Source organism: Halomonas gemina (assembly GCF_023554995.1).
Taxonomy (GTDB): Bacteria; Pseudomonadota; Gammaproteobacteria; order Pseudomonadales; family Halomonadaceae; genus Halomonas; species Halomonas gemina.
Map to the genome: position 1 here is coordinate 20,526 of NZ_JAMJPK010000001.1, position 12,542 is coordinate 33,067.

Genomic DNA, 12,542 nt, shown 5'->3' on the forward strand with positions numbered 1-12,542 from the left:
GGGTCAGACCCCGCCAAGCTGTGTGGCTTGTTTCGGTTGTCGTTGTCGGTGGGGCTGGCCGCCGCCGGGGTCTGACCCACGGGGCTTCATGCCTCGGTGGCTGACCCACGGGGTCCTGCGTCACTCCTCCGGGGCGAACTCGAGCAGCACGTCGCCCTGGCCCACGGTATCGCCGGCCTGGAAGTGGAAACTCGCCACATGGCCGTCGGCGGGGGCGGACATGGTGTGCTCCATCTTCATGGCTTCCATCACCATCAGCGGCATGCCCTTCTCGACGCGGGCGCCGGGCTTGACCAGCAGCGCCACCACCGTGCCGTGCATGGGCGCGGTGAGGGTGGACTCGGCCTCGTGGTGGCCGTGGTCGATGGCGTCGATGCGCCGCCAGAAGAGGCGGGTCTCGCCGCGCGGGTCGACCATCACCACCACGTTGCCGTCGCGGCGGGCCTGCAGGCGGCGGCGGTGGCCGTCCAGGGTCATGGCCACGGCGTCGCCGGCCAGCGGGTCGAGGCGCGCGGTGAGCGTCTCGCCGCCGATGGTCAGGTGCCAGGGGCCGGCGTTGTCCGCGCGGGTGCCCTCGACCACCACCACGGCCTCGGAGTCGTCGTCATCCTGGGCGTGGGCCGGGTCGCACAGCGCGATGCGGATGGTGCGCGGGGCGTTGACGCGAAAGCCGTCGTGGCGGTCCCAGGGCGAGTCGCTCTCGCACTCGCGGGAAAGCTGGTTCAGCCCCACCAGGGCGGCCCCGGCATACTCCTCGATGCTGTAGCGGCGCGGCGCGAAGAGGGTCTCCTCGTGCTTCTCGATGAAGCGGGTATCGAGCTCGCAGGCCTTGAAGGCTGGGTGGGTGGCCAGCCGCTGCAGGAAGGCGCGGTTGGTGACCACCCCCTGCACGTCGAGTGCGGCCAGCGCCCGGTTCAGCGTCGCCAGCGCCTGGGCGCGGTCGTCCCCAAAGACGATCAGCTTGGCGAGCATCGGGTCGTAGTGCATCGAGACGGCGTCACCGGTCTCCACGCCGCTGTCCAGGCGCACGCGCTCGGGGTCCAGGCCGGCGCCTTCCAGGTCCATGGCGAAGCGGGTCAGGGTGCCGGTGGCGGGCAGGAAGTCCTGCTCGGGGTCCTCGGCGTAGAGCCGCGCCTCGAAGCTGTGGCCGATGATGGTCAGCTCGTCCTGGGTCAGCGGCAGCCGCTCGCCCATGGCCACGCGCAGCTGCCACTCGACCAGGTCCTGGCCGGTGATCATCTCGGTGACCGGGTGCTCCACCTGCAGGCGGGTGTTCATCTCCATGAAGAAGAAGGAGCCATCCACATCGAGCAGGAACTCGACGGTGCCGGCGCCCACGTAGCCGATCTCCTTTGCGGCGCGTACCGCGGCCTCGCCCATCTCGCGGCGCAGGCCCTCGCTCATGCCCGGGGCCGGGGCCTCCTCGAGCACCTTCTGGTGGCGGCGCTGCACCGAGCAGTCGCGCTCGAAGAGGTAGACGCCGTTGCCGTGGCTGTCGCAGAACACCTGCACCTCGACGTGGCGCGGCTGGGTAAGGTACTTCTCGATCAGCATGCGCTCGTCGCCGAAGGCGGCCTGGGATTCGCGGCGGCAGCCGTCCAGGGCGGCCTGGAAGCCCTCGGTGGACTCCACCACGCGCATGCCCTTGCCGCCGCCGCCGGCGCTGGCCTTGAGCAGCACCGGGTAGCCCATCTTGTCGGCCTCGGCCTTGAGCAGTGCGTCGTCCTGGTCGTCGCCGTGGTAGCCCGGCACCAGCGGCACGCCGGCGTTGGCCATGCGCGACTTGGCGGCGGACTTGTCGCCCATGGCGGCGATGGCCGAGGCGGGCGGGCCGACGAAGACGATGCCGGCCTTATCGAGGGCCTCGACGAAGGCGCCGTTCTCGGAGAGGAAGCCGTAGCCGGGGTGGATGGCGCCGGCGCCGCTGCGCTTGGCAGCCTCCACCACCGCCTCGACCTTGAGGTAGCTCTCGCGGGCCGCGGCGGGGCCGAGGCGGATGGCCTCGTCGGCCTCGCGCACGTGGCGGGCGTTGGCGTCGGCGTCGGAATAGACGGCGACGGTGCGCAGGCCCATGGCACGCGCCGTGCGCATCACGCGGCAGGCGATCTCGCCGCGGTTGGCGACCAGCAGGGTGTCGAAGGTGTTGATGTCTGGGGTCATGAGCGGGGCTCCGCGGCACTGTTGTTCTGTTCTTGAGAACCAGAGAGTTGGGTCCAGTCGGGGCGGCGCTTCTCGAAGAAGCTGGCCAGGCCCTCCTGGCCCTCGGCGCTGACGCGCAGCTCGGCGATCACCCGGCAGGTGTGCTCGCGGGTGGCCTTGCTGTCGGGCTCGCGGGCCACCTCGGCCAGCAGCGCCTTGGTGGCGCGCTGCGCCTGGGGCGAGCCGGCAAGCAAGGTGTCGAGCATCTCGGCCACGGCGTCATCGAGCATCTCGGGCTCGACCACCCGGTGGGCCAGGCCTAGCGCCAGGGCGGTGGGGGCGTCCATCACCTCGGCGGTCAGCGCGTAGCGGCGCGCCTGGCGCTCGCCCAGGGCGCGCTGCACGTAGGGGCTGATCACCGCCGGCGAGAGGCCGATCTTCACCTCGGAGAGGCAGAACTTTGCCTTCTCGGAGGCGATGACGATGTCGCAGCAGGCGGCCAGGCCCACGGCGCCGCCGAAGGCGGCCCCCTGCACGCGGCACACGGTGGGGCAGGGCAGGGTGTCCAGGCCGTGCATCAGCTTGGCGAGCTTGCGTGAGTCGGCGAGGTTGTCGTCGACGTCGTACTCCACCATGCGCTTCATCCAGTTCAGGTCGGCACCGGCGGAGAAGCTCTTGCCCTCGGAGCCCAGCACCACCGCGCGCACCTCGCCGTGGCGGGCGGCGTCGTGGAGGCCTTCGAGGTGGGCATTGAGCTCGGCGATCAGGCTGTCGTCGAAGGCGTTGTGGACGTCCGGGCGCTCCAGGGTCAGCCAGGCCACGCCGCGGTCGTCGATCGTCAGTCGGGAATATGTCTGCGTCATCTCGACCTCACATCCGGAACACGCCGAAGCGGGTCTCTTCCACTTCGGCATTCATGGCGGCGGCCAGCGACAGGCCGAGGATCTCGCGGGTCTGCAGCGGGTCGATCACCCCGTCGTCCCACAGCCGGGCGCTGGCGTAGTAGGGGTGGCCCTGGTGCTCGTACTGCTCGCGGGTGGGCGCCCTGAAGGCCTCTTCCTCCTCCTTGGTCCACTCGCGGCCCTCGCGCTCGATCTGCTCGCGCTTGACCTGGGAGAGCACGCCGGCGGCTTGCTCGCCACCCATCACCGAGATGCGCGCATTCGGCCACATGAACAGCAGGTTGGGGTCATAGGCGCGGCCGCACATGCCGTAGTTGCCGGCGCCGAAGCTGCCGCCGATCAGCACGGTGAACTTGGGCACCTTCGCGCAGGCCACCGCGGTGACCAGCTTGGCGCCGTGCTTGGCGATGCCCTCGTGCTCGTACTTGGAGCCCACCATGAAGCCGGTGATGTTCTGCAGGAAGATCAGCGGGATCTTGCGCTGGGCGCAGAGCTCGATAAAGTGCGCGCCCTTGACGGCACTCTCCGAGAACAGCACGCCGTTGTTGGCCACGATGCCCACCGGGTAGCCCTGGATGTGGGCGAAGCCGGTGACCAGGGTGTCGCCGTAGTAGCGCTTGAACTCGTCGAAGTCGGAGTCGTCGACGATGCGCCCGATCACCTCGCGCACGTCGTAGGGCTTCTTGAGGTCGGTGCCGACGATGCCGTAGAGCTCGCTGGGGTCGAGCCGCGGGGGCTTCGGCGCCTGCATGGCGAGTTGGCCGCGCTTCTGCCAGTTGAGCCGCGAGACGCAGCCGCGGGCCAGCTGCAGGGCATGGGCGTCGTTCTCGGCGTAGTGGTCGGCCACGCCACTCACCTTGGCGTGCACGTCGGCGCCGCCCAGGTCCTCGGCGCTGATGCTCTCGCCGGTGGCAGCCTTCACCAGGGGCGGGCCGCCGAGGAAGATGGTGCCCTGCTCCTTGACGATGATCGACTCGTCGGCCATGGCCGGCACGTAGGCGCCGCCCGCGGTGCAGGAGCCCATCACCACGGCGATCTGCGGGATGCCCTCGGCGGAGAGCGTGGCCTGGTTGTAGAAGATGCGCCCGAAGTGGTCGCGATCCGGGAAGACCTCGTCCTGGCGGGGCAGGAAGGCGCCGCCGGAGTCGACCAGGTAGATGCACGGCAGGCGGTGCTTGCGGGCGATCTCCTGGGCGCGCAGGTGCTTCTTCACGGTGAGCGGGAAGTAGGTGCCGCCTTTGACCGTGGCGTCGTTGGCGACGATCACGCACTCCACCCCGGAGACGCGGCCGATGCCGGTGACCACGCCGGCGGCGGGAATCGCCGAGTCGTAGACCTCATGGGCGGCCAGCGACGAGAACTCGAGGAAGGGCGAGCCCTCGTCGATCAGGTGGTCGATGCGGTCGCGCACGAACAGCTTGCCGCGGGACTCGTGGCGCTCGCGGGCCTTTTGTCCGCCGCCCTGGGCGATGGCCGCGGTCAGCTCGCGCAGCTTGCCGACCTCGTGGCGCATGGCGACGTCGTTGCCCTGGAAGACGTCGCTGCGGGGGTTGATCTGGGTCTGGAGGATGCTCATGTCCGATCCCTTGCAGTCTGGTACCAGCGCCTCACTGGCGCATTGTAGGAGCGCTGCTTGCAGCGCGATAAGCTCCCGTTGCCATCGCCTTGCACGCAAGGCTCCTACAGCGAGAAGTCACCGATCATGCCGATTCGTTAAAGATCTCGCGGCCGATCAGCATCCGGCGGATCTCGCTGGTGCCGGCGCCGATCTCGTAGAGCTTGGCATCGCGCAGCAGGCGGCCGGTGGGGTACTCGTTGATGTAGCCGTTGCCGCCGAGCAGCTGGATGGCGTCCAGCGCCACCTGGGTGGCCTTCTCCGCGCAGTAGAGGATCACGCCGGCGGCATCCTTGCGCGAGGCCTGGCCGCGGTCGCAGCCGGCGGCCACAGCGTAAAGATAGGCGCGGCAGGCGTTGAGGGTGGTGTACATGTCGGCGATCTTGCCCTGCACCAGCTGGAACTCGCCGATGGCCTGGTTGAACTGCTTACGCTCGTGGACGTAGGGCACCACGATGTCCAGCGCCGCCTGCATGATGCCGATGGGGCCGGCGGCGAGCACGGTGCGCTCGTAGTCCAGGCCGCTCATCAGCACCCGCACGCCCTTGCCGACCTCGCCGAGCACGTTCTCCGCCGGCACCTCGCAGTCCTGGAACACCAGCTCGCAGGTGTTGGAGCCACGCATGCCGAGCTTGTCGAGCTTCTGGGCGGTGGAGAAGCCGGGCATGCCCTTCTCGATGATGAAGGCGGTGATGCCCTTGGAGCCGGCCTCCGGGTCGGTCTTGGCGTAGACCACCAGCACGTCGGCATCGGGGCCGTTGGTGATCCACATCTTGTTGCCGTTGAGCACGTAGTGGTAACCGCGCTTCTCGGCGCGCAGCTTCATGGAGACCACGTCGGAGCCGGCGCCCGGCTCGGACATGGCGAGTGCGCCGACGTGCTCGCCGCTGATCAGCTTTGGCAGGTACTTGGCCTTCTGCTCGGCACTGGCGTTGATCTTGAGCTGGTTGACGCAGAGGTTGGAGTGCGCGCCGTAGGAGAGGCCCACGGAGGCGCTGGCTCGGGAGATCTCCTCCACGGCGATGCAGTGCGCCAGGTAGCCCATGCCGCTGCCGCCGTCCTCGTCCGACACGGTGATGCCGAGCAGGCCCATGTCGCCGAACTTCTGCCAGAGGTCGTTGGGGAACTCGTTCTTCTCGTCGATCTCGGCGGCGCGCGGGGCGATCTCGTCCCGGGCGAAGGCGTTGACCTGGTCACGCAGCATGTTCAGCTCGTCGTCGAGGCCGAAGTCGAGGGGCTTGTAGGGCGTATGCATGGCGGGCTCCCGTTCTCGTCAGGTGAGGCGCCGACCGCTCGGGCGAGGCGCCAAGGGCAAACAGTTGGTCATCAAGATGGCAGATGGCACAAGACTAGGCGAGGTTGACGTTAACGTAAAGTGCAGGTATTGGCGGCTACGACGAATGTCGAAAGACAAGAAGCTTAGCCGGCCAGCCAGGTGATCAGCTGGTGGTAGAGCGGTATGCCGACGATCACGTTGAGCGGAAAGGTCAGCCCCAGGGAGGCGAGCATCGCCAGGCCGATGTTGGCCTCGGGGATGGCGGTGCGCATGGCGGCCGGGGCGGCGATATAGGAGGCGCTGGCGGCGAGCGCGGTGAGGATCAGCAGCGAGCCGGCGGGCAGGCCCAGTGCCAGGCCGACGGCCAGACCGGCCAGGGAGAGCAGCGGCGGGGCCACCAGGGCGAAGGTGAGCAGCCGCCAGTGGCGCCAGGGCAGCGGGCGCAGGGTCTCGGCGGCGGTCAGGCCCATCTCGAGCAGGAAGAGGGCGAGCACGGCATAGAAGGAGTTGATCAGCAGTTCGGTGACCTTGGAGCCCTCCTGGGGGCCATAGAGGGCGCCGATCACCACGCCGCCGGCCAGCAGGATCACCCCGCGATTGGTCAGCGTCTCGTGCCACAGCCCGGTGATCGCCTCGCCGGGCTCCGAGCCCCGGTAGCGGCGATAGAGGGCGATGGCCAGCATGATCGCCGGCAGCTCCATCATCACCAGGTAGAGGGTGACCTCGGCGCCAATGGGCAGGCCGCGCCCCTCGGCGAAGGCCAGCGCCACGGCGAAGGTGCCGGCACTCACCGAGCCGTAGTGGGCGGCGAGGCTCGCGCTGTCGGCGGCTGAGAGGCGCACCAGGCGGCGCAGTATCGGCATCAGCACCAGCGGAATCAGCGCGCCGAGGGCCGCCACGGCGGCCATCTCGGGCACGATCGACCAGCCCAGGTTACCGTAGAGGGCCATGCCGCCCTTGAGGCCGATGGTCAGCATCAGCAGCAGGCTCAGGGTGTCGTAGGCGGCCTTGGGAATGGTCAGGTCGGACTTCACCAGCCCGGCCAGCAGGCCGAGCAGGAAGAACATCACCACGATATCGGGCATCGGGAGGTCTCAAGTGGCTTTGGAGAAAACGCCACGCATTCTGCGGAGCCGGGCTTATTGATTCCAATAAACTCTATCGCACTGCATCATGGATGATCATCTATGAGCGACCGGAGGCCTCGCGGCGATGAACATCCGACACCTGACCTTTCGCCTGCTGCAGGTCTATGTGGCGGTGGTGCGCGCCGGCTCGATCAGCGAGGCGGCGCGACGCCTCCACCTGACCCAACCCACGGTTTCCCAGCAGCTCAAGCGCCTGGCCGAGACGGTAGGCGAGCCGCTGCTCGAGAGCCGCCAGGGGCGCCTGGTGCCCACCGAGGCGGGCGGCGAGCTCTACCGGGCGAGCCGCGAGGTGCTGGGGCGCTTCGACGACTTCGAGGACTACCTGGCCTCGCTGCGCGGAGGCGAGCGGGGGCGCTGCTCCATCGCCCTGGTCAATACCGCCCAGTATGTGCTGCCGCGCCTGCTTGGCCCCTACAGCCGGGCCTTTCCCGAGGTGGACGTCACCCTGCATATCGGCAACCGTCGCCAGGTGCTGACCCGCTTCGAGCGCCAGGACGACGACCTCTACGTGTTCAGCCACCCGCCTTCGCTCGCCCATGCCCGGGCCGGCCGCTTCCTGCGCAACCCGCTGGTGGTCGTGGCGCCGCAGGACCATCCGCTGGCGGGCCGCGGTCAGGTGGCGATGAGCGAGCTGCTGGGCGAGCGTTTCCTGCTGCGTGAACCCGGTTCGGCCACGCGGATGCTCTTCGAGGGCTGGCTGCAGGAGCAGGGCCTGACCCTGGGGCCGACCCTGCAGATGGCCAGCAACGAGGCGATCCGCGTGGGCGTGGCCGCGGGCATGGGGCTCGCCGTGCTCTCCGAGCATGTGCTGCCGCCGGAGCACCCGGACCTGGTGATCCTGCCGGTGGTGGGGCTGCCCCTGGAGAGCCACTGGCAGTTCATCATGCGCCGCGACCGGCGCCTGCCCCATGCGGCGCTGGGGCTGCTGCGCTTCGCCCAGGGCCACCTGGACGAATGCGTGGAGTCACGCTTCCTGTGCAACGAGCTCGACGTGCTGCTGGCACGGCTCGACGCGGCCGCGGGGCCTCCGCCCCGGGGTCAGACCCTTAAGGGGACTTAAGGGCCTGACCCCGGAAGGAGGGCCACTGCACAATGATCACGACAAGCTGCCGGGTAGGGGGTCCTTGACGTTGGCTGGGCGTCGTTACTCTCACAAAGTCAGCGTGATAGCCTGCCTGACCAGCCTGTCTCGATACTTGCACATCACGCTGGGAGAGATGACCGGTCTCGGTCAATCGCCACACATGAATGGGTGTACTGCCATGGCCCAGGTCCTTTCGACCGCTTCCGGAATTGCAGAGGCAGAAGCCTATCAGGGCAAGGTCCTTGGCGGGGTGTCACGCACCTTTGCCTTCACCATCCCTCAGCTCCCGGACGATCTGCGCAGGGTCGTGACCAATGCCTACCTGCTCTGCCGTATTGCCGACACCCTGGAGGATGAACCGGCGCTTTCCGCGGTTCAGAAGACCCTCTTGCATGAACGGTTTCTGGCGGTGCTGAGAGGAGAGGAGAAGGCCCAGAGTTTCGCCATGCAGGTCACGCCGCTACTCTCGCAGGCCACTTCACCGGATGAGCGAGAGTTGGTGGCTAACACGCCACTGGTCGTCCGCTGCACCCATAGCCTCGCAGCGCCCCAACAGCAGGCGCTGGTCAAGTGTGTGAGCATCATGTGCCTGGGCATGAGCCAGTACCAGGATAATGCCAGCCTGGAGGGCTTGGCAGACCAGGGCGAGGTGGATCGCTATTGCTATTACGTGGCAGGCGTCGTGGGTGAAATGCTCACCGATCTGTTCTGTCAGCATTCAGGCGAAATGCATGAGAAGCGTGCCGAGATGCTGGCCCTGGCGCCTTCGTTCGGACAGGGTCTGCAGCTCACCAATATACTCAAGGACCTTTGGGATGATCGGCAACGTGGCGTCTGCTGGCTGCCTCGCCAGGAATTTCGGGAGTTTGGCGTGGACTTGGCGAGCCTGGCGCCGGGACGCAGTGATCCGGAGTTCGCCACCGCACTGCGATACATGGTCGGTATTGCGCATGCCCATTTGCGTAATGCCTTTCGCTACACCCTGATGGTTCCAGCGAAAGAAACGGGCATCAGGCGTTTCTGCTTATGGGCCATCGGCCTGGCCGTGCTCACACTCAGGCGGATAGATGCTCGGCCGACCTATTGCACGGGTCGGCAGATCAAGGTGTCACGCCGCACGGTCAAGGCCGCCATCGCGAGTACCAGCCTGGCGGCACGTCATGATGGGATGCTCAAGCTGCTGTTCAGCGCTGTGACCCGGGGGTTGCCACTCGGGCCGCTCGCGGGCCCGCCCCCGGGACTGAGTGCATGGGCTTCCGAGCCTTCCGATGGTGATGGCTCTTCAGCAGCACGTCATGGCCTTCGGCTAGGCAATGGCGAGGAGTAGACAGGTATCATGGCCAAGGAGGTGACCATTGGTTAGAACTGGCTCAAGCGAGCGCGACGAGACCGTTTCCTTCGATGACGAGGAACTGATCCTGGTCGATGACGAGGACAGGGAACTGGGGCATTTGAACAAGGCCAAGTGCCACGAAGGAAGCGGTGTGCTGCATCGCGCCTTCTCGCTGTTCGTGTTCAATCATGACGGGGAGCTTCTTTTGCAGCAGCGGGCGGAAGGCAAGCGCCTGTGGTCGCTTTGCTGGTCCAACAGCTGCTGCAGTCACCCACGCCGAGGCGAGCCCATGGAAGAGGCGATTCTCCGGCGACTATGGCAGGAGGTCGGCATCGAGGCGCAACTCGCCTTCCTCTACAAGTTCCGCTATCAGGCCCAGTACGATTCAAGCGGAGCCGAGCATGAGCTTTGCTGGGTATATCTGGGGGTCACTGACAATGAGCCACGCCCCAACCGTCAGGAGATTGCCAACTGGTGCTGGATATCACCCACAGGGCTCGATGCCGAGCTGGCCTCTCGCCCGGAATGCTATACGCCCTGGTTCAAGATGGAGTGGGCGCGCTTGCGGAGTGAATTTGCCGATGAGCTCAAGCGATATACCCGATAGGCTCGATGGCGGAGAGCAGCCCTTTCATGGCCCGGCTGGATGTGATCGGGCACTTGCGGGTCTGCGGGTGAGGCGATGTCATCGCCGGATCAGTCGGGGTGGGCGTTGGGGAAGAACAGCTGCTGGCCCTTCACCTCGAAGTCGTCGATGGCGGCCTGGCCCTCCTCGGAGAGCAGCCACTGATGCCACTGCGCGGCCAGGTCGTGCTTCAGGTGGGGGTGGGGCTCCTCGGCGATCAGGATGCTGCCGTACTGGTTGAACAGCGCCTCGTCGCCCTCGAAGAGCAGTTCCAGGTCCTGGCGGTTGTCGAAGGCGACCCAGGTGGCGCGGTCGCTCATCGCGTAGGCGTTCATGCCGGCGGCGGTGTTCAGCGTCGGGCCCATGCCGCTGCCCAGTTCCCGGTACCACTCGCCGCCCGGCTCTACGCCCGCGTTCTCCCACAGGCGCTGTTCGGCGCGGTGGGTGCCACTGTCGTCGCCGCGTGAGGCAAAGGGCGTCTGGGCCTCGGCGATCAGCGACAGCGCCTCGGTCACGCTCTCGGCGTTGGCGATGCCGGCGGGGTCGCCCCCCGGGCCGATGAGCACAAAATCGTTGACCATCACGTCGGCGCGCTCGCTGCCGTAGCCCTCCTCGATGAAGCGCTTTTCGCCGTCGGTATCGTGGACCAGCAGGCTGTCGGCATCGCCGCGGCGGGCGATCTCGAAGGCCTGGCCGGTGCCCACGGCAACCACCCGAACCGCGATGCCGGTCTTCGCGGTGAACGGCGGGATGATGGCGTCGAACAGCCCCGAGGCCTCGGTGGAAGTGGTGGAGGCGAGCGTGATATAGCGGTCGCCCTCCTGGGCCGAGACGCCCAGCGAGAGGCCCGTCAGGCCGATGGCGACGAGGGTGAGTCCTGCGTTCTTCATGGTGCGCGTCCTTCTTGTCGTTGTGCTTGCCGGCGTGGTGCGCTGGCTCGGTGCATGGGAGGGCGCTACCAGACCAGCTCGCCGCGGATAAAGGCCCTGCCCTCCGGGGATTGCGGGTCGGCGAAAAAGCGCTCGGCCGGGCTGTGCTCGACCAGTCGGCCGCCGAAGAGCAGCACGATGTCGTCGGCCAGGCGGCGGGCCTGCTGGAGGTCGTGGGTGGTCATCAGGATGCGCGTGCCGCGTCGATGGAAGTCGCGCACCGCCGCTTCCACCGCCTGGATGGCGGCCGGGTCGAGCGCGGCGGTGGGCTCGTCGAGGAACAGCACCTCGGGATCCACCAGCCAGGCCCGGGCCAGCGCCAGGCGCTGCTGCTCGCCACCCGAGAGCACCCGGGCGGGGCGCTTCTCCAGCGCGCCCAGGCCGAAGCGTTCCAGCGCCTCGCGGGCCAGCGGCGTACGCCGACGGCGGGGTGTGCCGCTGATCGCCAGGGCATAGGTGAGGTTGGCCAGCGCCGAGCGCTTGAGCAGCACCGGTCGCTGGAAGACCATCGCCTGGCGGGGCGGGCGACCCTCCCAGCTCACGCGGCCACGGGAGGGCGCCAGCAGGCCATGAGCCAGGCGCAGCAGCAGGCTCTTGCCGGCGCCGTTGGGGCCCATCACCAGGGTGCGCTGGCAGCCCGCGAGCTGCAGGTCGAGGGGGTGCAGCAGGGTCTGGCCGCGATGGGTGAAGCCGACGCCTGACAGGTCGAGAGTCGGGATTTCGGCAGGCAGGCGTTGCGCCATGTCATTCATCCGACGCGCCTCCTCGCCGTCTCGCCCACCAGATGCGCGGCGGCATTGACCAGCGCGACCAGCCCGAGCAGCACGATGCCCAGGCCCAGCGCCAGGGGCAGGTTGCCCTTGCCGGTCTCCAGCACGATGGCGGTGGTCATCACCCGGGTGACGCCGTCGATGTTGCCGCCGACGATCATCACCGCCCCGACCTCGGCGCTGGCCCGGCCGAAGCCTGCCAGCATCACGGTCGTCAGGCCGAAGCGGGCATCCCACAGCAGGGTCGGGATGCGGCGCAGCCGGGAGACGCCCAGCGAGGCGAGCTGTTCGCGGTAGTCGTCGTGAAGCTCCTCGACCTGCTGGCGTGTCAGGGCGGCGATGATCGGCAGCACCAGGATCACCTGGGCGATCACCATGGCGCCGGGAGTGAACAGCAGGCCGAACTCGCCCAGGGGCCCGGCCCGGGAGAGCAGCAGGTAGACCGCCAGCCCGGCGACCACCGGGGGCAGGCCCATCAGCGCATTGAGCATCACGACCACCGCCCCGCGGCCGGGAAACCGCCACAGCGCCAGGGCCGCGCCGAGCGGCAGGGCGATCAGCGCGGCGATCAGCACGGCGGAGAGCGAGACCTGCAGCGACAGCGCCACGATCCCGATCAGGTCGGGGTCGCGGCCCAGGATCAGTGCCAGGGCGGTCTGGAAGGCGTTGGGCTCGTCGGGCATCGTGCGCTCCTGCGGTCTTCCTGCATCATGTGCGTTAA

General features: G+C 68.0%; 11 protein-coding genes. 3 read left to right on the top strand and 8 right to left on the bottom strand.

Annotated features, from left to right (window positions below):
* Positions 1 to 120: 120 nt before the first annotated feature.
* The 5 genes from M8009_RS00105 to M8009_RS00125 form a co-directional block, all read right to left on the bottom strand.
* On the bottom strand, positions 121 to 2,160 hold the full coding sequence (locus tag M8009_RS00105) for an acetyl/propionyl/methylcrotonyl-CoA carboxylase subunit alpha (RefSeq protein ID WP_250058738.1): 2,040 nt from the start codon (positions 2,158 to 2,160) through the stop codon (positions 121 to 123).
* Positions 2,157 to 3,002, bottom strand: a complete 846-nt coding sequence (locus M8009_RS00110) for an enoyl-CoA hydratase/isomerase family protein (protein ID WP_250058739.1) — start codon at positions 3,000 to 3,002, stop codon at positions 2,157 to 2,159. Before M8009_RS00110 ends, M8009_RS00105 begins: the two co-directional genes overlap by 4 nt.
* 7 nt (positions 3,003 to 3,009) lie before the next feature.
* On the bottom strand, positions 3,010 to 4,617 hold the full coding sequence (locus M8009_RS00115; protein WP_250058740.1) for a carboxyl transferase domain-containing protein: 1,608 nt from the start codon (positions 4,615 to 4,617) through the stop codon (positions 3,010 to 3,012).
* A gap of 124 nt (positions 4,618 to 4,741) precedes the next feature.
* Positions 4,742 to 5,911 (bottom strand): isovaleryl-CoA dehydrogenase, encoded by a 1,170-nt coding sequence (locus M8009_RS00120; RefSeq protein WP_250058741.1) that lies wholly within the window; start codon positions 5,909 to 5,911, stop codon positions 4,742 to 4,744.
* Between the two features lie 164 nt (positions 5,912 to 6,075).
* Positions 6,076 to 7,017, bottom strand: a complete 942-nt coding sequence (locus tag M8009_RS00125; protein ID WP_250058742.1) for a sodium-dependent bicarbonate transport family permease — start codon at positions 7,015 to 7,017, stop codon at positions 6,076 to 6,078.
* 127 nt (positions 7,018 to 7,144) lie between these two features.
* Between M8009_RS00125 and M8009_RS00130 the strand changes: the two genes are divergently transcribed.
* The 3 genes from M8009_RS00130 (at position 7,145) to idi (ending at position 10,104) form a co-directional block, all read left to right on the top strand.
* A complete protein-coding gene (locus tag M8009_RS00130; protein ID WP_250058743.1) occupies positions 7,145 to 8,140 on the top strand; it encodes a LysR family transcriptional regulator in 996 nt (331 codons plus the stop codon).
* 202 nt (positions 8,141 to 8,342) lie between these two features.
* Positions 8,343 to 9,491 carry a phytoene/squalene synthase family protein gene (locus M8009_RS00135; protein ID WP_250058744.1) on the top strand — a complete coding sequence of 383 codons (1,149 nt, stop codon included), beginning with the start codon at positions 8,343 to 8,345 and terminating at the stop codon, positions 9,489 to 9,491.
* Positions 9,492 to 9,519: 28 nt separating this feature from the next.
* Positions 9,520 to 10,104: an isopentenyl-diphosphate Delta-isomerase gene (gene idi / locus M8009_RS00140; RefSeq protein WP_250058745.1), complete on the top strand. Its 585-nt coding sequence runs from the start codon at positions 9,520 to 9,522 to the stop codon at positions 10,102 to 10,104.
* 89 nt (positions 10,105 to 10,193) lie between these two features.
* Here idi and M8009_RS00145 read toward each other — a convergent pair whose 3' ends face one another.
* From M8009_RS00145 to M8009_RS00160, 3 genes are all read right to left on the bottom strand, one after another.
* On the bottom strand, positions 10,194 to 11,012 hold the full coding sequence (locus tag M8009_RS00145) for an ABC transporter substrate-binding protein (protein WP_250058746.1): 819 nt from the start codon (positions 11,010 to 11,012) through the stop codon (positions 10,194 to 10,196).
* A 65-nt stretch (positions 11,013 to 11,077) separates the two neighbouring features.
* A complete protein-coding gene (locus M8009_RS19030; RefSeq protein WP_284047670.1) occupies positions 11,078 to 11,803 on the bottom strand; it encodes an ATP-binding cassette domain-containing protein in 726 nt (241 codons plus the stop codon).
* A complete protein-coding gene (locus tag M8009_RS00160) occupies positions 11,800 to 12,504 on the bottom strand; it encodes an ABC transporter permease (protein ID WP_250058747.1) in 705 nt (234 codons plus the stop codon). Before M8009_RS00160 ends, M8009_RS19030 begins: the two co-directional genes overlap by 4 nt.
* Between the last annotated feature and the right edge of the window lie 38 nt (positions 12,505 to 12,542).